This window comes from Amycolatopsis mongoliensis (assembly GCF_030285665.1).
In the GTDB taxonomy this organism is placed as follows: domain Bacteria; phylum Actinomycetota; class Actinomycetes; order Mycobacteriales; family Pseudonocardiaceae; genus Amycolatopsis; species Amycolatopsis mongoliensis.
This window is the reverse complement of sequence record NZ_CP127295.1, coordinates 2,952,885-2,979,812: the sequence shown is the minus strand read 5'-3', so window position 1 is coordinate 2,979,812 and position 26,928 is coordinate 2,952,885. Positions and strand designations below refer to the sequence as shown.

The window sequence follows — 26,928 nt, the reverse complement described above, 5'->3', positions numbered from 1 at the left end:
AGCGAACGCTAGTCGAACAGCCCGGTCACGCTGCTGACCAGGCTGGACACCAGCTCGATGGCGACGAAACCGAACACGATCAGCAGCGCCACGGCGAGCATGACCCCCGCCGCACTCGACGACGGCCGGTTGAACGCCGGCATCGACACCGCCGGCAGCCTCCGCCGCTTGACGGGCACCACCTCGAGGTCTTCGTCGAAGTCGTCCTCGGCGGGCGCCTTCTGCCGCACAGGCCGTTGCAGCGGCGGCCGGTTCGGCCAGGTGCGCCGCCGGTTCCGCTGCCGCGGAAGCACCCCGGCAGGCGGCGCCACGTCTTCGCCGACGTTGCTCATGGTGCCCGCGGGCGGGATCGCCCTCGGGGTCCTGGCCTCCTCCTCACGGAGGGTCTCCTCGACCATCCGCCGCACGGCTTCCTCGTCGTGCGGCACCGGCCCGGCCACTTCGAAGGCAGCGGGCTCGTGGCCATTGGCGACCGCGGGACGTGGCTCGGGAGCCGCCGTGACCAGTCCTGAGACGGGGTCGGCGAACATTTCGCCAGGGGCTTCGGACAAAGTGCCGTCGCGCTGAGTGAGCTCGGGGGCATTGAAGAAGGGAGCCTCACCGTTCGCGCTCATGGTGACCACCTCACTACTAAATGTCCTCGCCTTTCCAGGGTAGCGACGATGGCGGATAACGCATCCGCCCAATGGCTCTGTCTGTAATGGAGGGTCGGTCACGCAGCGCAAGCCCGCGCCCGAACCCCCTGCAGTGTCCAGTCCGCCGGTGGCCCGGTCGACCGCCAACGGTGACGGATTGTAGTGACTCCGCTCACAGGGGCGCCGGGCGGGCGCTGGCCAGGGGCGGGCCGGTGGTGACCAGTTCGCCGGTTTGCGGTCGGGTCGGGCACAGGTTCGCCCGGAGTCGCCGGGGCGGCGGGCTGCGCCGGTCGGCGGTCGAGTTGGGGCCGGTTGGAGCACCGGCGGCGGGACCGAGGTGACTGACCGCAGTCAGCGCGACGACCGCGGTTGGGCTTGGGTGAGGGCTCGTCGGCTGCAGGACCGCGCCGCCGGACTGCCCAGCGGCGGGCACCAGGCGCCGGAGCCACCAGACGCCGACAAGCAACCCGCCGATGCCGCCGGCCACCCAGCGCGCACCAACCGACAACCCGCCAGCGCGACCGCGCTGCCTGGCATCGGCCGATAGCCGCCTGAGCCACCGACCCTCCCGGCACCACCGACAGCCGCCAGTGCCACGGCCGCCGGCACCGGGCACCAGCCGCCGGAGCCAGCAGCCCCGCCCCCCGCCGACCGAGAACCACCGGGCTGCGCGGCGGCCAGCGACAGCCGCCGGAGCCAGCAGCCCCGCCCGACACCAACCCAGAACCGCCGGGCTGCGCGGCGGCGGGCGACAGCCGTCGCAGCCACAGGCCCACCTGGCGCCAGCCGGCCACCCACCGGCGCCACCAGCCGCGCCTGGCGCCGTTCGGCCCACGCCGCCGCGGCGCTCGCCGAGCTACTCGCCTCGCCGCCGGTCTGCTCTTCTCAGGGCACCTCCTCCTGTCCCAGGTCGATCATCTTCCGGCACCAGTCGCGGAGCATGCCGCGGCTGAAGGGGCTCAGGACCAGCTGGCGGCGGCCGTCGCCGCGGTCCAGGGCCGCCAGCGCGAAGCGGCCCAGGTCCGTGTCCACCAGGACGAACCCGTGGTCCGGGAACTCCGCGCACAGGCCGCCGAAGGCCAGCATGTCCAGCACCGCCGTGCCCGAGCGCGGGCGGGCCAGCAGCTCGCGCATCGCGCCCACGTCGTCGTCCTGGCCGTCGTGGACCAGGCCGTCGCTGTCCACCGTGAGCCAGATCGCGCGGGGTGAAGCGCCGAACGGGGCCTCCGGCAGCTCTGCCACCAGCATCTCCGGGAGCTCCTCGAAGTCGGCGAGGTGGATCGCCGTGCGACCGGGCAGCGAGCCCATCATGAACGCCCGTTCGCCGTCCGCGTAGCACCGGATGTCCGCCGTCTCCGGTCCTTCGTCGAACACGCCGCACAGCGCCGCCCGGACCGAACCGCGCAGCATCAGCGACACCACCTCGAAGCCGACCTCGTTGAGCTCGCCGTCCACGCCGAACGGCGTGCCGTCGATCCACGCGGCCCACGCCGTGTGCCGCTCGACCTCCTCGACCAGATCGGCAGGATCGTCGGAAACCGGGCCGTGAACCAGGATGTCGTGGTCGCTGACTTCCGGGTTGTACAGCCGGTCGACCGGCTCGCGGTCCGGCATCGCGGCCAGCACCGGGCCGGCAGCCAGTTCGAGCAGCTCCCGGGCCGCCGTGCGCTCAACCATGGCGTCGCACCGCCTCTCCCGGTCGCCGCCCGTCCTCGTCCGGGCGCCCCGCCGCCGGGCTTCGCGGGATCGGCACGTCGCTGATCAGCTCGGCCGCGGCGAGGATCGCGTCGCGCACCGTGAGGTCCAGCCGGGCCGGCTCCGCCTCCTCGTCCACTCCCTCCGGGGACACCTGCTCACGCATGGCTCTGCACCGCCTCGACGATCCACTGCTCGGCCGTGCTCCGCGACGCCGGACCCCACGTGACCGTCCAGCGCCCGGTCCGGCCGACCGCGGCACTGAACTGGTACCGGCCCAGGTCGTTGTCCACCAGCCCGAACGCGCCGTGCGGGTACTCGGCCAGGATCGCGTCGCGCACCGCGAGGTCGACCAGCACCGTGCCCAGCCGCGGCCGGGCCGCGCACTCGCGGATCAGCTCGACCGCCCGCTCGCACCGGCGCGGGATCAGCCCGCCCTCGTCGGTCTCGATGCGCAGGTGCTGCCCGGGGCCCGGCGGCCGGTCGGGCAGGCCGTCGAACACCCAGCCCGGCAGCTCGCTCAGGAAGCCGGACCGCAGGCGCGCGCGGTTGCCCAGCTTGTGCAGCACCGTGGTGTAGTCCTCGTCGCCGAAGAACCGGACCTCCCACGGCTCCCGCCGAGCCGGGAAGACACCGGTGACCACGCCGCGGATGAAGCCGCCCCGCAGCGCCCGGTACAGCCCGACGGCTTCCGCCGTGACCTCGCCGCCCGGGGCGAGACCGATCGCGGCCATCCCGGCGACGAACCGGGTGTACTGCTCCACCTCGTCGGCGAGGCTCAGCGCGGGCGAGGAGCGACGACCCGGCAGCGGCTCGGTGTCCGCCAGCACCGGCGGGATCTCGAACTCGGGGTCGTAGAACTCCATCACCGAGGGCCGCTCCGGCACCTCGGCCGACAGCGGGGCGATGACCTCGTCGATGACGTCGAAGACGGCGACTGAAGTGTTCACCCTTCGATTGAACACCCTGGCACCGACAATTTCTCGCACATATGTTCGAGTAGGCGACATCGTTCGGCGAGTGGTCGCCGAGCGGCTCAGGCATGCTCCGGCACCCGCCCCTCGACGAACTCCGCGAGCCTGTCCACGCTACCGGGCAGCCACCAGAACCGACGGTGGCCGCCCCGGCGTCTGCCCAGCGCCGCCAGGTGCCGGCCGCGCTCGTCGTCGACGAACGCCAGCATCTCCCACAGCCGCCGCGAGCCGTCGCGGGCGATGTCGATCTGGACGGTGCCGAGCCGCTTCCGGCGCAGGTCCTCCATCAGATCGAAGACCAGGCACTCCTGTTCGGGCTCGAGCACGCCGCGCTCATCGGCGTCGAGGTACAGCCCTTCGCCCGGCGCCGGCGGGCGAGGCGGCAGCCGCGTCAACGCCAGAGCGAGGAACTCCGCGACCGAATCCGGCGAAGGCCCGGACAGGCGCAGACCGTCCGCGGCGACGCCGAACTGCTTCCGGTCGTCGAAGAACGCCGACGTCCACGGCTCGTCGAACACCGCGACGGCCACGCCGCAGACGCCGCCGCTGCCCGCGAAGCCGGGGAGCGTTTCGAACAGGTCCACGGCGGTGGCGCTGCCGGCGGCCGCCGCTCGGACCGGCTTGAGGATCTTGGTGGTCACCGTGTGCACGGTGCGTGGTGTTGTGGTCACGCGTTCATGGAACCCGGGACCACCGACAATTTCCCGAACATCCGTTCGAGGTGTCACCCGAAAGTGTGGCCGGACGCAGTGAAGGCCCCCGGCGCACCGGGGGCCTTCACGAGCGGTCTTACTTGGCCTTCGTCGCGGTCGAGCTGGAGCGCTTCGCCGTGGTGGACTTCGCGGCCGCGGCCTTGGCGGTCTTGCTCGTGCCCGCCTTGACCGTCTTCGCCGTCGTCGAAGCCGGCTTCCGCGCCGGGGCCTTCCGCTTCGGCGCCGGCCCCTTCGCCCGCTTCTCCGCGAGCAGCTCGGACGCCCGTTCCGCGGTCAGCGACTCGATTTCGTCGCCCTTCCGCAGCGTCGCGTTGTACTCGCCGTCGGTCACGTACGGGCCGAAGCGCCCGTCCTTGACCACCATCGGCTTCTTCGACACCGGGTCCTCGCCGAGTTCCTTGAGCGGCGGCTTCGCCGTGGCGGAACGCCCACGCTGCTTCGGCTCCGCGTAGATCTTCAGCGCCTCTTCGACGGTGATCGAGAAGAGCTGGTCCTCGGTCGCGAGCGAGCGCGAGTCCGTGCCCTTCTTCAGGTACGGCCCGTAGCGCCCGTTCTGCGCCGTGATCTCGTCACCGGACTCCGGGTCCTTGCCGACCACGCGCGGCAGCGAAAGCAGCTTCAGCGCGTCCTCGAGGGTGATGGTCTCGATGTCCATCGACTTGAACAGCGAGCCCGTACGCGGCTTCGGCGCCTTCGCCTTGGCGGCCTTCTTCTGCGCTGCCGTCGCGTCCTCGGGGATCTCGATCTCCGGCAGCACCTCGGTCACATACGGCCCGAAGCGGCCTTCCTTCGCGACGATCGGGTGCCCGCTCACCGGGTCGTTGCCCAGCGTGCGGCCCTCCTGCGGGGTCGCGAACAGCTTCTCCGCGATCTCCTGCGAGAGCTCGTCCGGCGGCAGGTCCTCGGGCAGGTTCGCGCGCTGCGACTCGCCGTCGACCTCGCGCTCCAGGTACGGCCCGTAGCGGCCGACGCGGACGACGACGGTGTGCCCGTCGGCGTCGCTGAACAGCGGGATCGAGTTGATCTCCCGTGCGTCGATGTCCTCGACACTGCCTTCGACGAGCTTCTTCAGCCCGCCCAGCCGGCCGATCGAGCCGTCGACGCCCATGTCGCCGCCGAAGTAGAACTTCGACAGCCACTGACCGCGCTGCTCGTCGCCGTTGGCGATGCGGTCGAGCTCGTCCTCCATGCCGGCGGTGAAGTCGTAGTCGACGAGCCGCTCGAAGTGCCGTTCCATCAGGCCGATCACGGCGAACGCGACCCACGAAGGAACGAGCGCGGAGCCCTTCTTCCAGACGTAGCCGCGGTCCTGGATGGTCTTGATGATCGACGCGTACGTCGACGGACGGCCGATGCCCAGCTCTTCCAGCTTGCTGACCAGGCTCGGCTCCGAGTAGCGGGCCGGCGGCGACGTGGTGTGCCCGTCCGGGCTCAGCTCGGTCGCGGTGAGGTCCTGGTCCTTCTCGAGCACCGGGAGACGGCTCTGCTTGTCGTCGGCCTCGCCACCGGTCTCGGTGTCGACCGCTTCGACGTACGCCTTGAGGAAGCCCGCGAAGGTGATCGTGCGGCCCGAAGCGGCGAAGGTGCACTCCTCGCCCGAAGTCGCGTTGCCGACGATGCGCACGGACATCGTCGTGCCCTTGGCGTCGGCCATCTGCGAGGCGATCGTGCGCTGCCAGATCATCTCGTAGAGGCGGTACTCGTCGGTGTCCAGCTCGCTCGCGACCTGGCCCGGAGTGCGGAAGACCTCGCCCGACGGGCGGATCGCCTCGTGCGCCTCCTGCGCGTTCTTGACCTTGCGCGTGTACTGGCGCGGCGACGGCGAGACGTACTCCTTGCCGTACAGCTGCGTGGCCTGGCTGCGCGCCGCCGAGATCGCCGACTCCGAGAGAGTCGTCGAGTCGGTACGCATATAAGTGATGTAACCGTTCTCGTACAGCTTCTGCGCGATCCGCATCGTGCGCTCCGAGGTGAACCGCATCTTGCGGCCCGCCTCCTGCTGCAGCGTCGAGGTCATGAACGGCGCGTACGGCTTCCGCGTGTACGGCTTCTCCTCGACGCTCGCGACCTTGAAGTCACGCTGCTTGAGCCCCTCGGCCAAGCGTCGCGCGTCGGCCTCGGCCAGCACGCGGACCTCGGTGTTCGACGCCTTGAGCTGCCCGTCGGAGCCGAAGTCGCGGCCGGTGGCCAGGCGCGCGCCGTCCACGGCGACCAGCCGGGCCGGGAAGTTCCGGGGCGAGGCCTCCTCACCGGCGTCCATCGTCGCCGAGATGTCCCAGTACGACGCCGACGTGAAGCGCATCCGCTCGCGCTCCCGCTCGACGACGATCCGGGTCGCCACCGACTGCACGCGGCCCGCCGAGAGCTTCGGCATGACCTTCTTCCACAGCACCGGCGAGACCTCGTAGCCGTAGAGGCGGTCGAGGATGCGGCGGGTCTCCTGGGCGTCGACGAGGTCGGCGTCCAGCTCACGGGTCGAGTCGGCGGCCGCGCGGATGGCCTGCTCGGTGACCTCGTGGAAGACCATCCGGCGGACCGGGACCTTCGGCTTGAGCGTCTCGAGCAGGTGCCACGCGATGGCTTCGCCCTCGCGGTCGGGGTCCGTCGCGAGGTAGAGCTCGTCGACGTCCTTGAGCAGGCTCTTGAGCTCGGTGACCTTGGACTTCTTGTCCGGGGTGACCACGTAGAGGGCCTTGAAGCCGTTGTCGACGTCGACGCCGAGGCGCGCCCAGGACTCGCCCTTGTACTGGGCGGGCACGTCGGCGGCACCACGCGGCAGGTCGCGGATGTGCCCGACGGAGGACTCGACGACATAACCGCCGCCCAGGTAGGGGGCGATCTTGCGGGCCTTCGTCGGGGACTCGACGATCACCAGCCGCCGGTGCCCGGCGCCGTTGTCCGCCGAGGCTCCGGTCTTCTTGGTCCGTGCTCCTGCCACGCTGTCCTGCTCTCCGCTCATCTCGTCCCACCGCCGCGGGACTGCACCACGCCCCGTCCCCCTGAGGGTCCGGGCCCGGGTCTCGACCTGTCAGTGTGCACGCTGTTCCGGCCCGGACGGCGCGGAGGTGGCCCAACACGCCGCCGGTCCTGTGCCCAGCGCATCGCCGCTGACCTCGGCGATGTTTCCCCAACGTACCTGCCACGTGATTTCGGCCACGTCCCGCGCAGCCTAGCGCGTGACCACCCGGATACCCTCCGTTCGACGGTGGTGGGCGCGGGGACGTCACCGCTTCACTGGTTTCCCCGTCCAGCCGAAAGGATCCGCCATGACCCGACGCCTCCTCGGCGCCCTGCTCACCGCCGCGACCGCCACAGTATTACTGGGGACCGCTCCGGCGAGCGCGGCCACGGCGAACTTCGCCGGCACGGTAGCCCTGTCCAACTGCTCGGGGTCGGTGGTCAAGCCCGCCGCGACACCCGACACCGCCCCTGCGCTCGTCATGTCCAACGGGCACTGCCTCGAGACCGGCTTCCCCGGCCCCGGCGAGGTCATCACCAACCGGACGTCCAGCCGGACGTTCACGCTGCTCAACGCGAGCGGCGGCAACGCGGGCACGCTGCGGGCCAAGAAGATCGTCTACGGGACGATGACCGACACCGACGTGTCGCTCTACCAGCTCACCACGACGTACGCGCAGATCAAGTCGACCTACGGGATCTCGCCGCTGGAGCTGTCCAACGCCCACCCGTCCGCCGGCATCGCGATCGACGTCGTCTCGGGCTACTGGAAGCGGATCTACTCCTGCAACGTCGACGGCTTCGTCTACCGGCTGAAGGAGGGCAGCTGGACCTGGAAGGACTCGATCCGCTACACGTCCGCCTGCCAGACCATCGGCGGCACGTCGGGCTCGCCGATCGTCTCCGGCGGCAAGGTCGTCGGCGTGAACAACACCGGCAACGAGGACGGCCAGCGCTGCACGGAGAACAACCCGTGCGAGGTCGACCAGGCCGGGAATGTCACCGTCCGCTACAAGACGAACTACGGCCAGGAGACCTACGGCATTCCCGCGTGCCTCACCCCGGCCAACGAAATCGCCCTCACCCAGGCCGGCTGCACCCTGCCCCGGCCCTGACGCGCCGCCCGCGCCCGGTCAGGCCGTGCTCGTCACGGCCTCCGGGTGCGGGACCGGCCGCGGCGCCGCGCCGGGCCACGCCGCTTCGGCGCCCGGCGGCGGTTCCCCGATCAGCTCCAGCAGCGCCTCCAGCCGGCGTTTCCCGGTGACCTTGACGGCCGGGACCTCGACCTTCGGGCCGGTCAGCTTCGCCGCGACGCCCAGCGGCGTCAGGGCCTCGACCAGCCGCTCGTGCATGCCGGGCGCGAGCGGGTCGACGCCGAGCAGGTAGCCCTGCGTGCCCGGGCGGCCACCGGCCAGCGCCCACATCCGCAGCATCGCCCCGCTCAGCCGGAAGTCGTCCGGCACCGCCTTGCCCGAGTCGTCCTCGACCGGGCCCGCACGGCCCTCACGCAGCCACCGCAGGGCGAGCGGGAGCAGGTCGACCCGGAACGATGTCCGGACCTGAGGATTGCCGCAGTCGGCCTTCGAGACCTGGGCGTCCGCGCCGCGGCAGCGGAACTCACGCGCCAGGATGTGTGCTCGCCACGGTTCCTCGACGACCACCGACAGCCGGGCGGCCGTGCGCCCGAAGCCGGTGATCTGGCCGTGGCAGCACAAGAGACCGGCCAGGTCACCCAGACCCGGCCCGCTGGCCTCGGCGGAGAAGAGCGAGATCGTCCGATCCACCGCGCCATACTAGAACACAAGTTCGATTCGTGGCGATTGAAGTTTATTCTGGTTAGACCGGCGCGACGAACGCGAGTTCGCCGACGGACAGTTACCTTGCGCCGGGCGACGGCTGAACAAGCTTCACTGTCACGCCGATCTTCACCGGGGCGGTTGATCCAGCTGACGGCACGCGGGCGCGCGCTGCTCCGCCGCCTCCAGGGCCGGGGCGGCCTTGAGGCCCTTGAGGTAGTCGAGCGCGTCGATGCGGTCGAGCGTGGCCCTGGCCTCGCCGAGGGCCTCCTTGGTCGCCGTCGCGTCGCCGCGGACGGCGTCGATGCGCTGACGCGCCTTCTCGGCCTTCTCGCGGATGTCGGTGAACTGCCCGATGACGTCCTCGCGGCCGCCGTCCGCCGACGGCACCGGCGGCGCACCGAGCGCGCTCAGCCCGGCGAGGCTCTGGTCGAGCCCGCCGACCACCGACGAGAGCAGGTCACTGGAGGTCCGGGACGCCTGCTGCGGCGTGCTCGGATCGACGGCGGGCAGCGCCGCCAGGGTGCGGACCAGGTGCGTCACCGCGCCGCAGTAGGCGTCCGCCCATCTCGCCGCGGGATCGGCTTGCGGCACCACGGTCGTCACCGACAGACCCTGGTCCCGCGCCGGCGACTGCGCGGGAGCTTGCCCGCAGCCGGCGAGGCCGATCGTGATCGTCGTGGTTAGGGCGGCGAAGACGGTTGACCGCGGCCGCACCTGAACACCTCCTGCTCGACGACGTCCGGAACGCCCGACGGTACCGACTCGGTGCCGCTTCGCAAGTCGCCGAGCCTGTGTGGGATCACCCGACACGCCCGGGCCCGGCACGCGACGCCGCGTGCCGGGCCCGGGAACGGTTGCCGCGTCAGGCCTTGATCTCGGTCGGGGTGTCCGTGAGGACGGTCCCCCGGCGCTTCGAGACCACGATCGCCGCCACGATCACGGCGAGGGCGACCAGCGAGATGATGATGCGGACCGCGGCGTTCTCGTCGGGGCCGATCGAGAACTGGACGACGGCGGGCGCGATCAGCACCGAGACCAGGTTCATGACCTTGATCAGCGGGTTGATCGCCGGGCCGGCGGTGTCCTTGAACGGGTCGCCCACGGTGTCACCGATGATGGTGGCCTCGTGCGCGGCCGAACCCTTGCCGCCGTGGTTGCCGTCCTCGACCAGCTTCTTCGCGTTGTCCCACGCGCCACCGGAGTTGGCGAGGAAGATCGCCATCAGGGTGCCGCAGGCGATCGCGCCGGCCAGGTAGCCGGCGAGCGCGCCGGTGCCCAGGCCGAAGCCGACCGCGATGGGGGCGAAGACCGCCAGCAGACCCGGCGTCGTCAGCTCACGCAGCGAGTCGCGCGTGACGATGTCGACGACCTTGCCGTACTCGGGGCGAGTGGTGCCCTCCATGATCCCCGGGATGTCGCGGAACTGGCGACGGACCTCGTACACGACCGCGCCGGCCGCGCGGGAGACCGCGTTGACGGCGAGCCCCGAGAACATGAACACCACGGCCGCACCGATGATGACGCCGACCAGCGTGTTCGGGCTGACGATCGTGTTGACGAACGACTTGGCCGCGTCGAGACCGGTGACCACGCCGTTGCCCATACCCGACAGCGTCTTCGTGATCGCGTCGGAGTAGGACCCGAACAGCGCCGTCGCCGCGAGGACCGCCGTGGCGATCGCGATGCCCTTGGTGATGGCCTTGGTGGTGTTGCCCACCGCGTCCAGCTCCGTGAGGATCTGCGCGGCCTTCTCGTCGACGTCGCCCGACATCTCGGCGATGCCCTGCGCGTTGTCCGAAACCGGGCCGAAGGTGTCCATCGCGACGATGACGCCGACGGTGGTCAGCAGGCCGGTACCGGCCAGCGCCACGGCGAACAGCGCGACGCCGCCGCCCAGCAGGTAGGCGCCGAACACGGCCGCGCCGATCACCAGGGCGGTGTAGACGGCGGACTCGAAACCGACCGAGATGCCGGAGAGGATGACGGTGGCGCCGCCGGTCTCCGACGTCTGCGCGACGTCCTTGACCGGCTTGTACTCGGTGCCGGTGTAGTAGCCGGTCAGCTTCAGGATGACCGCGGCGAGCACGATGCCGATGATCACCGCGATGGTCGCGATGACCGCCGGGTTGCCCGAGTTCTCGTAGCCCGCGCCGAAGTCGGAGAAGCTGCTCGGCAGGTACACGAACGCCGCGATCGCCGACAGCACGGCGGAGATGACCGCGGAGATGTAGAAGGAGCGGTTGATCGTGACCAGGCCGCCTTCGCCGGGGCGCGCCTTCGTGATGTAGACACCGATCACGGCGGTGATCACGCCGATGGCCGGCACGATCAGCGGGAAGATCAGGCCGTGCACGCCGAAGGCGGTGCTGCCCAGGATCAGCGCGGCGACCAGCATGACGGCGTAGGACTCGAAGAGGTCCGCGGCCATGCCGGCGCAGTCGCCGACGTTGTCACCCACGTTGTCCGCGATGGTCGCGGCGTTGCGCGGGTCGTCCTCCGGGATGCCCTGCTCGACCTTGCCGACCAGGTCCGCGCCGACGTCGGCGGCCTTGGTGAAGATACCGCCGCCGACACGCATGAACATCGCGATCAGGGCGGCACCGAAGCCGAAGCCCTCGAGCACCTTGGGCGCCTGGCCGGTGTAGACCAGCACGACGACCGCGGCGCCGAAGAGGCCCAGGCCGACGGTGATCATGCCGACCACACCACCGGTGCGGAACGCCACGCGCATGGCGACTTCGCGGCCGCCTTCCTCACGCGACGCGGCCGCGACGCGCAGGTTCGCCTGCGTCGCCAGCCACATGCCGAGGTAGCCGATCGAGAACGAGAACGCCGCACCGACCAGGAAGAAGATCGAACGGCCGATCTTCTCGTTCCAGTCGTCGGCGGGAAGTGCGAAGAGCAGGAGGAACACGATCACGCCGAAAATGGCGAGGGTGTTCCGCTGCCGCTTGAGGTAAGCGGCCGCGCCTTCCTGCACCGCCTTGGCGATGTCCTGCATCTTGGCGGTGCCCTGGCCTGCGGCCAGCACCTCCTTGAGCAGGACGTAGCCGATGACGAGTGCGGCAAGCGCGACCACGGCGACTACACCGACAATCGTGTAGCCACCTCCGGAGAGCGTGATGGACCCGCCCTCCGCGAGGAACTGCCGTGACATTCGTCCTCCAGGAGACGTCGCCGATCGCCAGCGTCGACGGCAAGCCGAGGGTTCGACACGGCCGGCGCTGGCATGGACCCTGTACCGAGCGACACGCTAGCCGTGCGGCGATGCACATCTCGCATGACGCTCACCACAGAGGGTGTGGATTGCGGGAGTGTATTGGTATCGCAACCAGCGTCTTCAAGCCGTCCCGGGGACAGTACATTCCGTTACCTTGTGAGCCTCCTCACTTGATCGATCCCTTTGACCGGGTTCCGTTGGGGTCGCAGGGTTCTCCGGAACTGTCGTACCCCTGTGCCAAGCTCGGCGGGTGGACGACTCACGGGGGCGGCGGCTGCTGGGGCGGGTGACCGCCGGCATCCCGCCGCGCGAGGACCCGGTCACGCACGTCGCTGACCTGCCGGGTCGCGCCGCGCGCTACGCACCGTGGCCGTCGTGGGCCGATCCGGCGGTTATCGATGCGCTGCGTGACTGCGGCGTCTCGGCTCCCTGGGCTCACCAGGCGGAGGCGGCTTCGCACGCGTACGAGGGCCGTCATGTCGTGATCTCGACGGGCACGGCGTCGGGCAAGTCGCTGGCCTACCAGCTGCCGGTGCTGTCCCGGCTGGCCGCGGGCGAGAAGGCGAACGCGCTGTACCTGTCGCCGACCAAGGCGCTGGGGGCGGACCAGCTGCGGTCCGTGTCCTCTTTGGACGTCCCGGGCGTCCGGGCGGCGTCGTTCGACGGGGACACGCCGATGGTCGAGCGCGACTGGGTGCGCGCGCACGCCAACTGGGTGTTCACCAACCCGGACATGCTGCACCGCGGGATCCTTTCGCAGCACGGGCGGTGGGCGCGGTTCTTCCGGCGGCTCAGCTGCGTGGTGGTCGACGAGTGCCACAGCTACCGCGGCGTCTTCGGCTCGCACGTCGCCCTGCTGCTTCGCCGGCTTCGGCGCGTTGCCGAGCACTACGGCGCTTCGCCGGTGTTCGTGCTCGCTTCGGCGACGACGGCTTCGCCTGCTTCGTTCGCTTCGCGGCTCACCGGGGTTTCGTGTGAGGCGGTCACGGAGGACGCGTCGCCGCGCGGCGCCCGGACGGTCGCGCTGTGGGAGCCGCCGCTGCTGGAGGAACTGACCGGAGAGAACGGCGCGCCGGTCCGGCGTTCGGCGGGCGCGGAGACGTCGCGGATCCTGGCCGACCTGGTCCTCGAAGGCGCGCGGTCGCTGGCGTTCATCCGGTCGCGGCGAGGCGCGGAGCTGGCCGCGCTGGGCGCGCGTCGCATATTGTCCGAAGTGGACTCCGCGTTGTCGGAAACCGTTGCGGCGTATAGGTCCGGCTATCTTCCGGAGGAGCGGCGGGCGCTCGAAGCCGCGTTGCTGTCGGGCCGCCTGCTGGGGGTCGCAACGACCAACGCGCTGGAGCTCGGCGTCGACATCGCGGGGCTGGACGCGGTGGTGCTGGCCGGCTACCCCGGCACGCTCGCGTCGTTCTGGCAGCAGGCCGGGCGAGCCGGCCGCTCGGGCGACTCGGCGCTGGTGGTGTTCGTGGCGCGGGACGATCCGCTCGACACGTACCTGGTGCACCACCCGGCGGCACTGCTCGACCGTCCGGTCGAGACGGCGGTGCTCGACCCGGCGAACCCGTACGTGCTGGCGCCGCAGCTCGCGTGCGCGGTGGCCGAGCTGCCGCTGACGCTCTCCGAGCTCGAGGTCTTCGGCGGCGCGGCGGCGCAGGAAGTGTTGGCCGAATTGGCGGAGCAGAAGCTGCTGCGGCGCCGGTCGAGCGGCTGGTACTGGACGTCCCGGGACCGGCCGCACGCCGAGGTCGGGATCCGCGGAACGGGCGGCGAGCAGATCGCGGTGGTCGAGTCGGACTCCGGGCGGATGCTGGGAACGGTCGACCCGGGGTCGGCGTGCTTCGCGGTGCATCCCGGCGCGGTCTACCTGCACCAGGGGTCGTCGTACGTCGTCGACGAGCTGGACCTGGAGACGGGGCTCGCGATGGTGCACGCGGAGAACCCGGACTGGACGACGACCCCGCGCGAGATCGTGGACATCGCGGTGCTGAGCACGGAGGAGAAGCAGGATTTCGGCGGGGTGAGCGTGTGCCTCGGCGAGGTGGCGGTGACGTCACAGGTGGTCGGCTACCTGCGGCGACGCCCGTCGGGTGAGGTGCTGGACCACACTCCGCTCGACCTGCCGGAGCAGAGCCTGCGCACGCGGGCGGTCTGGTACACGATCTCGTCGGAGCTGCTCGGAACTGATGGAGTTTCGGGTGCTTCGCGGGCTGCGGGTTCGAGCACCTCGGGCGCTTCGGCCAGCTCGGCACCTTCGGGTGACTCGGGTGCTTCGGTCGGCTCGGCGCCTTCGGGTGGCTCGGACGCTTCGGCCGGCTCCGCGAGTGCGGGTGGGTCGGGCAGTTCGGCCGATGGCGAGGCGGGGACCGGGGGCCATCGGGTGGGGACCGAATCTGCGGGGCCGGTGGGGACCGGGGAGGAGACCCGCGTGAGCGGTCGGGGGTCCGCTCACGAGGGTGGCAGGACACCGGGGGGTGCCGGATTGGTTCCGGCACGGGTCCCCGGTGCCCTGCATGCCGCCGAGCACGCGGCGATCGGCCTGCTACCGCTGTTCGCTACGTGCGACCGATGGGACATCGGCGGGGTGAGTACCGCGTGGCACGAAGACACCGGGGAGGCAACGGTGTTCGTGCATGACGGCCATCCCGGGGGTGCGGGATTTGCCGAACGCGGTTATGCCGCGATTGTCCCGTGGCTGGTCGCAACGCGGGAGGCGATCGTCTCCTGCGAGTGCCCGACGGGATGCCCGTCCTGCGTCCAGTCGCCGAAGTGCGGGAACGGCAACGATCCGCTGGACAAGGCGGGTGCAGTGGCTGTCCTGGGCACCGTGCTCGGGGCGTTGCGTCAACACGGCGCCTAGAACGGCCACTTCGGTGGTTCATGGAGTTGTGTCCTGCTCCGCCTCGGCCGGGTTGGGACCGGCCGGCGGCGGTGGTTCGGGCAGGTCAGGCCGCGGTGGTCTGGACCAGCTGCGCGGCGTCGGCGCCGGCCAGGGCGCGGACGAGGACGTCGTGCACCTCGGCGGCGTCCGGCAGCTGCCAGCCGCAGACCTCGGGCTTGACGCGCCAGTGCACGACACCGTGCTGGAACGGCGACGGGGGCAGCGGGATGTAGCTGTCCTTGCCGTGCCACTGGATCGAGGCGCGGTTGGCCAGCTCGGCCGGGATCTGGTCGGCGACGGTGGTGAGGAAGAGCCAGCGGCCATTCGGCAGCGCGATGATCGGCGCCGGGTGACCGAGGGTGCGAAGCAGGCGGCAGGCGCGCTTGCCGAGTTCGTCGTCGACCTCGATGGCGTCGAGAACGGTGCCGGTGGCGACGAGCAGGCTGTGGGTGCGGTCGGAGAACCAGGTGGCGACCTCGTGAGCGTGGGTGCCGATCTGCTCGCGCCAGTTGTCACTGGCCGGGACCGGGCGGCGCCAGGTGAGGTCGTCGCCGCCGGTGAGCGGAGCGGGGTTGACGCCCGGGAGCACCGGCCAGCCACGCCAGGCGAGACCGATCGCCTCCGCGCGCAGTTCGATGCGGAAGGCGCTCCGCCAGCTTTCCGGCCAATTCGCGTCCAACATTGTCTTCCTGCCTTAGGTTCCGGTTCTCCGCGACCCCGGAGCTAAACGCTGTCGTGGTGTCGCACATCTCACTTAACGGCAAGTTGCACATTGCCCGGAACCCCCGCGCGACAACCGGTGGTTACGCGGCGATGAACGCCCGGTAGTCCGTACCGCCCGACCGAACCCGGCGGCGCGTATCGACGGTGAACGGCAGCCGCCCACGGACCGTTCGTCGTGCGAAACCCCAGGACCGACAGCCCGCCGACGGTGCGCACGGACGCCGAGGCGCGTCCTATCGGCCCAGGTGAACGGCGGTTTTGACCGCTCGCCGTGCATCACCGACCGCTGCCCGTGACCACCGGCCGCTCATCGTCCGGCCGGACGGATCAGCCGGTCACCGTGGCATACCGACCGGTCGGCGTCCGCCGAGCGGCGGCGGGGAGAGGCGTCCCGGTGAGCGGGCGGCGGGGGTGGTTGCCGGTTGTCGTGGGCGGTCGGTCGCGGCTGGGTTTAGGAGGGACGGGGCTTAGGACCGAGGCGGATCGGGGCTCGGCGCCGGGGCAGGGCCAGACCAAGGCAGGGCCGGGCCGAGCCTGGCTGAGCCGGGCCGAGCCCGGCCGCTGGGCCGAGCCGAGCCTGGCCGCTGGGCCGAGCCGAGCCTGGCCGCTGGGCCGAGCCGAGCCTGGCTGGGCTCGAGAGATAGAAGCCGAGGCTCAGAGCCGGGGGCTGGGCGGGGCCAGGTCAGGGCCGGGTCAGACCACGCCACGCCGAGCTGGGTCGGATCGAGTCGGCCGGGCTGGGCTGGGTCGGCGGGGCCGGGCTGGGTCGGTCGGGCCGGGCTGGTCGGGCTCGCCGGGTCGGGCCGGGCTGGGTCGGTCGGGCCGGGCTGGTCGGGCTCGCCGGGTCGGGCCGGGCTGGGTCGGTCGGGCTGGGCGGGCTGGGCTGGGGTGAGGACGAGGACGAGGTCCGGGACTCGGAGCCGGGCCAGGCCGAGGCGGGACGAGCCCGCGCTGGGCGAGAGCGTGGCCGGGTTGGGCGAGCAGGGCCGGGGCGGGACGGGACAGCGCGGGCCAGAGTCGGAGCAGGCCGGGCCGGGGCCCAGAGCCTGGCCGCGGCCAGCCCAGGCCAGGCCAGGGTGAGGCCCCCCGCCCCAGGAGGCGCGCTGGTTGCTCCGGGGCCGGTACGGCTCTGTTCTCTGCAGGCTCACGGGGGCTGGCCGGTGGGTCCCGCGCGGGCCCTCGCTGAGGGGCCCGGTAGGCCGGCGATGCCCAGGCTTGGTGCCTGGACCTCCACGAAGGCGTCCAGTCGCTGCCATCGGCAGGTCACGAGGCTCACCGCCATCCGGTCGGCGATCCACCTGGCGCGCTCGCAGGCTTGGGCTGGGCCTTCCGCTGCGTGCGAGGCCGCTGCCAGCGCGCCCAGGTCGGCGGCGCTCTCCGCTCGGTGGCGGGCGAGGACCGCCGTTGCGAGCCAGATGGCGAGGACCGCCACTCCGGTCAGTGCGGCCACTGCCATTGCTGTCCAGATGGTGGCCACGCCGCCGTCCGGGTGCTCGGCGCCGTCGCGGGGGTCACCCTGCTGCACCGGCTGCCTCCGTTCCCGGCTCGGCCACCGCGTACGCCGTTGCGTTCAGGTCGATCGCCGGGAGGAGGCCGCTTGCCGGGTGGGCGCTCACCTTGACCGTTATCGCGTCGCCTGACTGCTGGATGTCGAGGCTTGCTCCCGGTGGGGCTATCCGGTGGACCGCGGCCGCGGCCTCGTGGGGCTGGCCTCTGGCCAGGAGGCGCGCGGCCTCGCGGGCTGCGTCGGTGCAGCGCAGCTGGCTCGTCAGCAGCGTGAGACCCGCAACCAGCAGGACCGCCACCACCGTCAGGCCGGCCAGGCCGAGTGCCGCTTCGACCGTCACCGCGCCTTCGTCCCTGCGGCTCACGACGGCACCGTCAGGGCCTTCATGACCAGGCTCGTCAGCCACGAGACCACCGAGTCGCCGGTGAGGAGGGTGTAGAGGACAGCCGCGAAGGCCGCGACGGCGACCGTGACGATCGCGTACTCGACCGTTGTAGAGCCGTCGTCGGAGGCGGGCCGGCGGTGGGACGCGCGCATGGGGTTTCCCTTCAGTACTTGTCGATGGTCAGAAGAGCGGGCCGAGGCGCCCGGCCAGGCCCAGGACGACCGGCAGCACGCCCAGGCAGAAGAAGGCCGGCAGGAAACAGAGGCCGACCGGCAGCGCCAGCGCCACCCCGGCTCGTTCCGCACGCTCCTCCGCCTCGGTGGCCAGCTCCTCGCGGAACCGTCCGGCGAGGTCGGCGGCCGCCGCGGCGAAGGCCGCGCCCGAGCGGGACGTCCGGATCGCCGTGGCCGCCAGTTCGCCGAGGCCTGGGATGGCCTGAACCGGTGCCCAGGCCTCGTTCGAACCGGAGCCGAGGGCGAGGAGGCCCGCGGTCGAGCGCAGTGCCGCGCCCGTCTCGGCCGGTGCGGTGCCGGCCACCGCGTCGAGCGCCGTGGGGACCGGGAGCCCGGCCCGGAGGCACGCCGCGAGGAGGTCGAGCGTTCCGGCGAGCCGGAGCCTGGCCGCCAGGTCGGTGGTGGGTGCTCGCGGCCGCCGGGTGCGGCGGATCGCCCACCACCCGGTGGCGGTCACCAGTGCGCCCGCGATCACTCCGGGCAGTCCGCCGATGAGCACTGCCGTCGATAGGCCGCCCAGGGTGGTCGCGATGTGCGGGACCGCTCGGGGCCACTTGCGCGGCTCGGGGTTCGCGCTGCCCGCCAGCCAGGTGAAGCGCCGGGCTGCGGCGGAGTCGCTCGGCCAGATGAAGAGAGCCGCGGCAAAGACAAGGAGCGCGGTTGCGTTCATCGGATTCGCTCCCGTCTGCCGGGCGCGCGACCAAGTAGCTGCGGCGCGGTTGCGTTCGTCGGCCGCTCCCGCCAGCTCGGCGCGCGACAAGAGAGCTGGATCATCGGATCTGCACCCGGCCCGTCAGTGCGCGGCACCAGGCCGTTCCGGCCCAGAGCAGGATGCTGCCGACGACCAGCAGCACCTGGCCCGGTGTGCTCCCGGTCAGGACCGGCAACGGCGAGGCGCCCATCGCCTGGCCGAGCAGCACGCACAGGGCCGGGAGGCCGGTGAGTACCGCCGCGCTCGCTCGGGGGCCGGCCAGCTTCGCGCGGGTTCGGCGGGCGAATGCCAGGCGTGCTTCGGCATCGCAGCGAGCTGCGTTCAGGACGTCGGCCATCGGCACTCCGTGGCGCTTGCCCAGTGTCCAGGCCGCGGCCAGCTCCGGGCGAGCCGAAGCCCGCAGCTCGCCGTCGAGGCGGGCCGACGTCGCCAGCGCGCGGAGGTCGCCCGACACCGCGGGGACCACCTCTGCCGCTGCTTCCGCCGCCGTGACCGGGTGGGCGCCGGAGCGCAGCTCCGACACCATCGTGCGCAGCGCCGTCGCCGTGTGGGCCGCCATCGCGAGGTCCGCGGTCGCTCGGCGGTGAGCCTGCCGCTCCTGGCGCCACGCCAGCGTCAGCACGGCTGCGCCGATCGCGCCTCCGGCTCCCGCGAGCAAGCTCGCGAGGGCGGCCGGGAGCAGCCAGCGGAGCACGGCCCAAACGTCGGGGAGGTGAACTGCCTTGGGTTGCTCGACCGCGGCCTGGAGCCGGGTCGGTGCCGTGGGCCAGCACGCCAGGGCCGCGCCGACACAGAGCGGGAACCACGGCGTGATCATCGCGGCCTCCTTCTACGGCGCGGGAAGATGTTCACCAGCAAGGAGAGGCGCACCAGCAGCAGGGTCAGCACGCCAGCGCTCCCGTCGTGACGAAGAGGTGGCGGTCGACCGTCCAGCGGCCCGCGCGCCACACCGGCACGACTCGCGCCCGGCCGTGGTCCGCGCGGAGCACGCCGACCTCCGCGAGACGTCGACGGCCGCCGGGCTCGCGTCGCATGTGGAGGACCACCCGGATCGCCGCGACGAGCTGGCTGTGCACCGCTTCGCGGCTCAGGCCGCCGAGCGCCGCCAAAGCCTCGATGCGGGCCGGTACCTCGGCCGGCGAGTTCGCGTGGACGGTGCACGCGCCGCCATCGTGGCCTGTGTTCAACGCCGCGAGCAGGGCGCCGACCTCGGCGCCGCGGACCTCGCCGACCACCAGCCGGTCGGGACGCATGCGCAGCGCTTGGCGGACGAGCTCCGCCAAGCCCACCGCACCCGCACCCTCCACATTGGCCGGACGGCCGACGAGACTGACGAACTGCGGGTGCGCGGGCTGCAGCTCGCCGGCGTCCTCGACGCAGACGATCCGCTCGGCCGGGTCGACCGCGCCGAGCAACGCGGCCAGCAGCGTCGTCTTGCCCGCACCGGTCCCGCCGGTGACGAGGAACGCCATCCGCCGCGAAACCACCGTCTCCAGCAGTTTCGCGCCGTTCGCGTCGAACGCGCCGAGCTCCTGCAACGTCGTGAGGTCGTGCGTTGCCGGGCGGAGGACGCGGAGGGACAGGCACGTCCCGCCGGCCGCGACCGGCGGGAGGACGGCGTGCACGCGGATGCGGCCGTGCGGGCCGGTGCCGGGCAGCCAGCCGTCCACATAGGGCTGTGCGTCGTCGAGCCGGCGGCCGGCCGCGAGCGCGAGGCGCTGGGCCAGGCGGCGGACGGCCTCTTCGCCGGTGAACCGGATACCGGTGCGGGTGAGGCCCTCCGGACCGTCCGTCCAGACCTCCTCGGGGCCGGTCACCAGCACGTCGGTCGTCGCGGGGTTCTCGAGGAGCGGGGCCAGCGGACCGGCGCCGACGAACTCGTCGCGGGCTTGGCGGGCCGCGTCGAGCACCGCGTCGTGGCCGAGGGCGCCGCCGGCTTCGGCTCGGACCGCCGTCGCGACGGCGACCGGATCGGCTTGGCGGCGGTCGCCCGCCAGGCGGTTGCGGACGCGGTCCACGAAGTCGGTGCTCATGGGTTCGCCACCTCGGTCCGGGTGTGCTCAAAGCTGCGGCGTGCTGTCACGCGGGTGCCGGCCAGCACGGTCAGGAAGTTCCCTGCGCTCACCGCGCCGCGGCCGGCGAGGGTCAGGACCGTGGGCAACAGGAGCTCGGACACCCTGATCGGCTGCCCCGGCGGGCGGAGCCGGGTGCTCATCGAGCCGCCGCCCGGGCCTCGCGGCGCGCTACCGCCAAGACGTCCGCCGCCGCCGTCGCCAAGGGGCCCGACGGCTTGGCCGGGAACTCGCCGCGTTCGACCGCCACCGGCAAGCCCCGCTCCGGGGCCATCGACGCCAGCAGGGGCGGGCCGAGGAGGCCGGCCGTCCGGACGGGCGAGACGCCGGCCCGGGACCGTCCACACGCGACCACCCCGAGCCGGGCCGTCAGTTCCGAAAGTGGCCGCAGCACCTGCTTCGCCGCCATGCAGGCGCGGAACTCCACCGGCACCACCAGCACCACGAGATCGGCCACCGCGACCGCTTCCGCCGCCGCGTCGCCCAGCGTGCGCGGGAGGTCGCAGACCACCGTGCGCCCCGAACGGCGGCCGGCCGCGAGGACGGCCGACAGGGACTCGACCGCCGGGCCCTCGCCCTCCCGGCCGCACGCCAGTACCGGCAGGCTGCCGCCGCGATGCTTTCGTTGCGGGAGCGCCGCCGCCAGCGCCGGTACCGAGACGCGGCCGCTCAGCCGGACCTCCGACCAGCGCGGACCGGGCGTCTTTTCCAGGCCCAGCAACAGATCCAGTCCGCCACCGAGGGGATCGCAGTCCACCAGCAGGGCGCCGCCCGGATCCCGGTCGGCCGCCAGCGCCAGCGTCGCGGCGAAGACGGACGCGCCGGCGCCGCCCCGGCCGCCGACCACGCCGAGCACCAGGCCGGCTTCCTCCGCCGGGGTCTCGACGACGTCGGCGAAGGCGCCCGCGAGCTCGCTCTCCTCCTCGGGCAACGAGATCACGCGCTCGACGCCGACGCGGAACGCGTGCTCCCACGTCCGCTGTCCCGGACTGCCCTTGCAGACCAGGAGGATCCCGCTCCGCCGGGGCAGGACCGGCGCCAGCCGCGCGGCTTCTTCGTCGAGGACCACCAGTGGGGCCCGGGCCCAGTGCCCGCGGGCCGCCGTCAGGTCCGGTGCCCGGTCGAGCTCGCAGCCCGCGACCGCGGCCACGCGCAGGATCTCGTCGAGCACGGTTTCGTCCGCGGCGACCACGATCGGTCGTTCCCCCGTCATGCGTTCCTCCCCCGTCGTCGGTGCGGGCCGTGGGTGGCCCGGGTTCCACCGTCGCGGTGGGTGGCCGGGGGGCGCAACGGGGCGGACGGGCAGCTGTGGACAACCGGGGTGTTGTGGACAACTGCCCTCCGGCGAACGGCTCGCGGGCCGGTTCCGTCGGCGGGCTGTGGCAGGATCGCGCCCGCCCGCGGCGCACGTGCGGCGGCCAGCCCGGCGAATACCGCATTCGACGCTCTCGACCGTGCCGGAGAAATGACAATACGGCCCGGAAAACGGAATCGAGAAAGGTAAGCGGAAGGCAAGAAGACTCGCACCGGGGGGCGCGAGTCGAAAGGTGAGCAGAAGGTTAAGAGGGCGGCCCCCGCCAGGGGGAGGGACGGGGGCCGCCGTGGGTTCAGCCCCGGGGGGTCGGACTGAACCGGCCCGGTTGGACACCGGACTCCCTCACTGTAACTCCGCCGACGGCCGGTTCGCGCGCCGGGCGAGGCATACAGTTCGGTAACGGCACGGCGCCCCGGAAGTGCCTTCCTGTCATGGATTTTCCGTCTGGCGCGGCACGCGGGTGGCGGACCAACGGGACGCGCCGCGATCAAGCTCTTATCCTGGGCACGTGGCCGAACCGAGCAGCGCGCCGTCGCGCATCCGGAAGCCGGGCCCGGAGTACGCGGTGGCCGCGTTCTTCGACCTGGACAAGACGATCATCGCCTCGTCGAGCGCGCTGGCGTTCAGCAAACCATTGCTCAAAGAAGGATTGATCAACCGTCGCGCCGCGTTGCGCAGTGCCTACGCGCAGCTGGTGTTCTCACTCGCCGGCGCCGACGAGAACAAGACCGAGCGGCTGCGGGCCGAAGTTTCCGCGCTGTGCGCCGGCTGGGACGTCGCGCAGGTTTCGGCGATCGTCCGCGAGACCCTGCACGACGTCGTCGACCCGCTCGTGTACGCGGAGGCGGCGGAGCTGATCGCGCGGCACCGCGAGGACGGGCACGACGTCATCGTGCTGTCGGCGACCGGCGAGGAGGTCGTCGCGCCGGTGGCGGAGATGCTCGGCGCGACCCGGAGCGTCGCCACGCGGATGCAGATCGTCGACGGCCGCTACTCCGGCGAAGTCGACTTCTACTGCTACGGCGCCAACAAGGCCGTCGCCGCGAAGCAGCTCGCCGCGACCCACGGCTACGACCTCGCCGAGTGCTTCGCCTACACCGATTCGAGCACCGACATCCCGCTGCTCGAGGTCGTCGGGCACCCGCACGCGGTCAACCCGGACAAGCTCCTGCGGCGCGAGGCCCTCGACCGCGGCTGGCCGATCCTGGCCTTCGACCGGCCCATGTCCCTGCGCAGCCGGATCCCGACCCGATCGGCGGGAATGGTGGCCCTCGGCGTCGGCGCGGTGGCTGCCGGAGCGACCTGGTACGGCCTCAATCGTCGCCGTCGGTCCCGATAGCCGCCGAGCCGCCACCCACACGGCCGTACGGTCTCCACTTTGCTTGGCCCAGCCCCGAATTGTCCGTCGCGCAGGGTGCCCGTGTCACCCGATCCAGCCTCTGTACCGGTGCACCCGTCCGCGCACTTGAAGTGACCGGGCTCACGGCGTAGAAAGTAGGTGCGGACGTTCGGTCGGCCAGGGAGCAGGTAGAAGAGAAGCCTGTTCCACCCCGGCAAACCTCCGTGCGCGGACTCCGGGTACCCACGCGCAGCGCGCCGCGGGAGGCTCGTCGTCTAGGGACTGCGTAGTGGGACGCCACACGCCGAGTCCATGTAGGTACGACCAGAGTTGCACGCTTGGTCGCCCGAGAAGTTCGCGCTTTGCAGGCGGCGCCCGTCGGCCCTAGGCCACGGGCGCCGCCTCGTTTAACCGGAAGGACGGGGACAGCGCCGGCGTGAAGTACCCGCCGGACATCCCCTGCCCCACCACCCGTTCGGCCCCCTCGCTCCTTACGAACGGCGACTTTCTTACCGATCCGGGTACGAACGGTCCGTTGGTGCCGTCGGTCGATGGACATCAACGGATTCGGTGAGTAGCTTCCCGATACTGGCGCTTCCGAGTGGACTTCTGACGTCCGCCGAGCGCCCGCAACTTTCTGGGAGGCTGGTCGTGACGACCCGAAATCGGAGGTTCCATGCGCTCGCCCTGCCCGTCGCGGGGGTGCTCGCCCTCACCGGTGTGGGTGTCGCGGCCGCGGCGAGTGCACCGCGGGTGAGCGCGGGCGCGCAGGCGGAGGCCGCGGCGGCACAGACGCTGCGCGGGCTGACGCTCGAGCAGAAGGTCGGGCAGCTGTTCGTCACCTGGGTGAACGGCAAGACGGCCGACGAAGTGAACCCGAAGAACCAGGCGGACTTCGGGGTCGACACCCCAGCTCAGGTGATCCAGAAGTACCACCTGGGCGGCGTCATCTACTTCAACAACGACTCGCGCGACAACTTCGACGACCCCGTGCAGGTCGCCAAGCTGTCCAACGGCCTCCAGAAGGCCGCCATCGGCAGCGGGGCGCACATCCCGCTGCAGATCGGCGCCGACCAGGAGGGCGGCACGGTGACCCGGATGGGCGCGCCGGCGACCGAGTTCCCCAACGCGATGGCAATCTCGGCCGGCCGGGACACGGCGAGGGCGACGAAGGCCGCGACGATCCTCGGCCACGAGCTGCGCGCCGTCGGCATCAACCAGGACTTCGCGCCCGATTCGGACGTCAACTCCAACCCCGTCAACCCGGTCATCGGCGTCCGGTCCTTCGCCGGGCAGCCCGGCCTGGCCAGCGACTTCGTCACCGCCGAGGTCAAGGGCTACCAGGACTCCGACTTCCCGACGAAGACCGTCGCCGCCACCGCGAAGCACTTCCCCGGCCACGGCGCCGCGCCGACCGACAGCCACACCGGGCTGCCGCGGATCGACAGCACCGAAGACCAGTGGCGGGCCACCGACGTGCCGCCGTTCAAGGCCGCCATCAAGGCCGGCATCGACTCGATCATGACCGCGCACATCCAGTTCCCCAGCCTCGACCCGTCACTGGAGCCGGCGACGCTGTCGAAGCCGATCGTCACCGGCAAGCTGCGCAACGAGCTGGGCTACAACGGCGTCGTCATCACCGACTCCCTCGAAATGCAGGGCGTGCGCCAGATGCACAGCGACGCCGAGATCCCGGTCCTCGCGCTCAAGGCCGGCGTCGACCAGCTGCTCATGCCGGTGCACCTCGACGTCGCCATCAACTCGGTGCTGAACGCGGTGAAGTCCGGCGACATCCCGATGCAGCGGATCGACCAGAGCGTGCTGCGCGTGCTGAAGCTGAAGTTCGAGCGCGGCATCCTCTTCTCGCCGTTCGTCGACCCGAACCGGGTGATGAAGACCGTCGGCACGCCGGCGAACCTCAAGACGGCGCAGGACATCGCCGACCGCGGCATCACGGCCATCGCGAACGACGCCGGCCTCCTGCCGCTGAAGCAGAAGCCCGCCACGGCGCTCGTCACCGGCTGGGGCGTCTCCACGACGGCGACGCTCGCGCAGAAGCTGACCGCGCACGGCACGGCCGCGACGGCGTACCCGACCGGTCAGGCGCCGACGGACGCCCAGATCGCGCAGGCCGTCGCGAACGCCAAGAACGTCGACCTCGTCGTCGTGCTGACCAACAACATCGGCGGCTTCCCCCTGCAGACGAAGCTCCTCGACGCCCTGCAAGCCACCGGCAAGCCGGTCGTCGCGGTCGCCGCGCAGATCCCGTACGACGCCGGTTACCCGACCACGGTCAAGACCTGGCTCGCCACCTACGGCTACATCACGCCGACCCTGGAGGCGCTGGCCAAGGTCGTCCTCGGCGAGACGAAGCCGGTCGGGAAGCTGCCGGTCGACATCCCGGCGGGGGCCGACGTGCACACCGTGAAGTACCCCTTCGGCCACGGGCTGACCTGGTGAACCTGAACCGGCGCCACTTCCTCGGCGCAGGCGCGCTCGCGGTCCCGGTCCTGGCGGGCGGCTCCGCCGTCGCCGGAGCCCAGCCCGAGCCCCAAGCCCAGGCCCACCCGGGTCGCGTCCTCACCGGCGCCGAACAGCTGGCCGCGCAGGGCTGGCGGTCCTTCACGGGCCGCAAGCTCGGCGTCCTGTCGAACCCGACCGGGGTCCTGCTGAACGGCGACCACATCGTCGACTCGATGGTCGCGGCCGGCGTGCGGCCGGTCGCGGCCTTCGGGCCCGAGCACGGCTTCCGCGGCAGCGCGCAGGCCGGCGGCTCCGAAGGCGACTACACGGACCCGCGCACCGGCGTGCCCGTGTACGACGCGTACGGCGCCGACGCGACGAAGCTGGCATCACTGTTCACCAAAGCGGGCGTCGACACGGTCGTCTTCGACATCGCCGACGTCGGCGCGCGCTTCTACACCTACATCTGGTCGCTCTACACGGCGATGGTGGCCGCGGCGCAGGTCAAAGCCGCCTTCGTCGTGCTCGACCGGCCCAACCCGATCGGCGGCCGGGCGGCCGGCCCGCTGCTCGACCCGAAGTTCTCCTCGGGGATCGGGAAGAAGCCGATCGTCCAGCAGCACGGCATGACCGTCGGCGAGCTGGCGCGTTTCTTCGCCGAAGAGTTCCTGCCCGGCGAAGGCGTGAAGCTGGAGCGTCTCGAAGTCGTCCAGGTACGCGGCTGGCAGCGCGACACGCTCTTCGCGCAGACCGGGCTGAACTGGGTGCTGCCGAGCCCGAACATGCCGACGCCGGACACGGCGCTCGTCTACCCGGGCACCGGCATGTTCGAAGGCACGGTGTTCTCCGAAGGCCGCGGCACGACCCGGCCGTTCGAGATCATCGGCGCGCCCGGGCTCGACTGGCGCTGGCGCGAGAAGCTCGAGGACCTCGCGCTGCCCGGCGCCCGGTTCCGCGAGATCTACTTCGTGCCCACGTTCAGCAAGTTCGTCAACCAGACCTGCGGGGGCGTGCAGGTCAGCGTCGAGGACCCGCGGGCCTTCGACGCGATCCGGACCGCGGTCGCCATGCTCGTCACGGCGAAGGCGCTGCACCCGGACGTGTTCGCCTGGCGCCCCGACAACTACGTCGACAAGCTCTCCGGGTCCAGCCGGCTGCGGGCCATGGTCGACGCCGGCGCGGGCGTCGACGAGGTCACCGGCGCCTGGCGGACTGAGCTGGCCGAGTTCGACCGGAAACGTCGTCGCCACCTGCTTTACCGCTGAGGGAGAACTCGTGCGTGCTAGGAAGGTCATCGCCGCGGCCAC

The 26,928-nt window shown here is 71.7% G+C and carries 23 protein-coding genes; 5 read left to right on the top strand and 18 right to left on the bottom strand.

The features are described from left to right. Positions 1 to 8 precede the first annotated feature (8 nt). From QRX60_RS14540 to topA, 6 genes are all read right to left on the bottom strand, one after another. A complete protein-coding gene (locus QRX60_RS14540) occupies positions 9 to 614 on the bottom strand; it encodes a hypothetical protein (RefSeq protein ID WP_286001302.1) in 606 nt (201 codons plus the stop codon). A gap of 906 nt (positions 615 to 1,520) precedes the next feature. Then, entirely contained in the window at positions 1,521 to 2,312 is a 792-nt protein-coding gene (locus tag QRX60_RS14535; protein ID WP_286001301.1) for a hypothetical protein, read from the bottom strand. Then, on the bottom strand, positions 2,305 to 2,496 hold the full coding sequence (locus tag QRX60_RS14530; RefSeq protein WP_286001300.1) for a hypothetical protein: 192 nt from the start codon (positions 2,494 to 2,496) through the stop codon (positions 2,305 to 2,307). Before QRX60_RS14530 ends, QRX60_RS14535 begins: the two co-directional genes overlap by 8 nt. Beyond that, positions 2,489 to 3,280: an ESX secretion-associated protein EspG gene (locus QRX60_RS14525; protein ID WP_286001299.1), complete on the bottom strand. Its 792-nt coding sequence runs from the start codon at positions 3,278 to 3,280 to the stop codon at positions 2,489 to 2,491. Before QRX60_RS14525 ends, QRX60_RS14530 begins: the two co-directional genes overlap by 8 nt. A gap of 86 nt (positions 3,281 to 3,366) precedes the next feature. Beyond that, positions 3,367 to 3,945, bottom strand: coding sequence for a hypothetical protein (locus tag QRX60_RS14520; protein ID WP_286001298.1), 579 nt, complete (start codon positions 3,943 to 3,945; stop codon positions 3,367 to 3,369). A 148-nt stretch (positions 3,946 to 4,093) separates the two neighbouring features. After that, positions 4,094 to 6,976, bottom strand: a complete 2,883-nt coding sequence (gene topA, locus QRX60_RS14515; RefSeq protein WP_286001297.1) for a type I DNA topoisomerase — start codon at positions 6,974 to 6,976, stop codon at positions 4,094 to 4,096. Positions 6,977 to 7,283: 307 nt separating this feature from the next. Here topA and QRX60_RS14510 point away from each other — a divergent pair, with 307 nt between their 5' ends. Further along, positions 7,284 to 8,090 (top strand): S1 family peptidase, encoded by an 807-nt coding sequence (locus tag QRX60_RS14510; protein WP_286001296.1) that lies wholly within the window; start codon positions 7,284 to 7,286, stop codon positions 8,088 to 8,090. Between the two features lie 18 nt (positions 8,091 to 8,108). Here the strand turns inward: QRX60_RS14510 and QRX60_RS14505 are convergent, their stop codons facing one another. The 3 genes from QRX60_RS14505 to QRX60_RS14495 form a co-directional block, all read right to left on the bottom strand. Continuing rightward, the gene (locus QRX60_RS14505) at positions 8,109 to 8,759 is read right to left on the bottom strand and encodes a hypothetical protein (protein ID WP_286001295.1); all 651 of its coding nucleotides are present in this window, start codon (positions 8,757 to 8,759) and stop codon (positions 8,109 to 8,111) included. A gap of 141 nt (positions 8,760 to 8,900) precedes the next feature. After that, entirely contained in the window at positions 8,901 to 9,488 is a 588-nt protein-coding gene (locus QRX60_RS14500) for a hypothetical protein (protein WP_286001294.1), read from the bottom strand. Positions 9,489 to 9,636: 148 nt separating this feature from the next. Next, a complete protein-coding gene (locus QRX60_RS14495; RefSeq protein WP_286001293.1) occupies positions 9,637 to 11,931 on the bottom strand; it encodes a sodium-translocating pyrophosphatase in 2,295 nt (764 codons plus the stop codon). A 349-nt stretch (positions 11,932 to 12,280) separates the two neighbouring features. Between QRX60_RS14495 and QRX60_RS14490 the strand changes: the two genes are divergently transcribed. Then, on the top strand, positions 12,281 to 14,851 hold the full coding sequence (locus tag QRX60_RS14490) for a DEAD/DEAH box helicase (protein ID WP_286003596.1): 2,571 nt from the start codon (positions 12,281 to 12,283) through the stop codon (positions 14,849 to 14,851). 85 nt (positions 14,852 to 14,936) lie between these two features. Here QRX60_RS14490 and QRX60_RS14485 read toward each other — a convergent pair whose 3' ends face one another. From QRX60_RS14485 to ssd, 9 genes are all read right to left on the bottom strand, one after another. Then, positions 14,937 to 15,554 (bottom strand): bifunctional DNA primase/polymerase, encoded by a 618-nt coding sequence (locus QRX60_RS14485; protein ID WP_286001292.1) that lies wholly within the window; start codon positions 15,552 to 15,554, stop codon positions 14,937 to 14,939. 1,185 nt (positions 15,555 to 16,739) lie between these two features. Then, positions 16,740 to 17,072, bottom strand: a complete 333-nt coding sequence (locus QRX60_RS14480) for an Rv3654c family TadE-like protein (protein WP_286003595.1) — start codon at positions 17,070 to 17,072, stop codon at positions 16,740 to 16,742. A 34-nt stretch (positions 17,073 to 17,106) separates the two neighbouring features. Beyond that, positions 17,107 to 17,442 carry a TadE family type IV pilus minor pilin gene (locus QRX60_RS14475; protein ID WP_286003594.1) on the bottom strand — a complete coding sequence of 112 codons (336 nt, stop codon included), beginning with the start codon at positions 17,440 to 17,442 and terminating at the stop codon, positions 17,107 to 17,109. Between the two features lie 20 nt (positions 17,443 to 17,462). After that, positions 17,463 to 17,639: a DUF4244 domain-containing protein gene (locus tag QRX60_RS14470; RefSeq protein WP_286001291.1), complete on the bottom strand. Its 177-nt coding sequence runs from the start codon at positions 17,637 to 17,639 to the stop codon at positions 17,463 to 17,465. Positions 17,640 to 17,667: 28 nt separating this feature from the next. Further along, positions 17,668 to 18,390, bottom strand: a complete 723-nt coding sequence (locus QRX60_RS14465) for a type II secretion system F family protein (RefSeq protein ID WP_286001290.1) — start codon at positions 18,388 to 18,390, stop codon at positions 17,668 to 17,670. Positions 18,391 to 18,490: 100 nt separating this feature from the next. Continuing rightward, positions 18,491 to 19,249, bottom strand: coding sequence for a type II secretion system F family protein (locus QRX60_RS14460; RefSeq protein WP_286001289.1), 759 nt, complete (start codon positions 19,247 to 19,249; stop codon positions 18,491 to 18,493). Between the two features lie 64 nt (positions 19,250 to 19,313). Further along, positions 19,314 to 20,465 (bottom strand): TadA family conjugal transfer-associated ATPase, encoded by a 1,152-nt coding sequence (locus tag QRX60_RS14455; RefSeq protein WP_286001288.1) that lies wholly within the window; start codon positions 20,463 to 20,465, stop codon positions 19,314 to 19,316. Continuing rightward, positions 20,462 to 20,608: a hypothetical protein gene (locus QRX60_RS14450; RefSeq protein ID WP_286001287.1), complete on the bottom strand. Its 147-nt coding sequence runs from the start codon at positions 20,606 to 20,608 to the stop codon at positions 20,462 to 20,464. The genes QRX60_RS14455 and QRX60_RS14450 overlap by 4 nt, the downstream gene beginning before the upstream one ends. Positions 20,609 to 20,643: 35 nt before the next feature. Next, positions 20,644 to 21,717, bottom strand: coding sequence for a septum site-determining protein Ssd (ssd, locus tag QRX60_RS14445; protein WP_286001286.1), 1,074 nt, complete (start codon positions 21,715 to 21,717; stop codon positions 20,644 to 20,646). A 610-nt stretch (positions 21,718 to 22,327) separates the two neighbouring features. On the opposite strand from ssd, the gene QRX60_RS14440 reads away from it, so the two are divergent. The 3 genes from QRX60_RS14440 (at position 22,328) to QRX60_RS14430 (ending at position 26,886) form a co-directional block, all read left to right on the top strand. Then, entirely contained in the window at positions 22,328 to 23,158 is an 831-nt protein-coding gene (locus QRX60_RS14440) for an HAD family hydrolase (protein ID WP_286001285.1), read from the top strand. A 702-nt stretch (positions 23,159 to 23,860) separates the two neighbouring features. Next, complete coding sequence (locus QRX60_RS14435) at positions 23,861 to 25,618, top strand: glycoside hydrolase family 3 protein (RefSeq protein WP_286003593.1); 1,758 nt, start codon at positions 23,861 to 23,863, stop codon at positions 25,616 to 25,618. Then, entirely contained in the window at positions 25,615 to 26,886 is a 1,272-nt protein-coding gene (locus tag QRX60_RS14430) for an exo-beta-N-acetylmuramidase NamZ family protein (RefSeq protein ID WP_286001284.1), read from the top strand. Before QRX60_RS14435 ends, QRX60_RS14430 begins: the two co-directional genes overlap by 4 nt. The last annotated feature ends 42 nt before the right edge of the window (positions 26,887 to 26,928 follow it).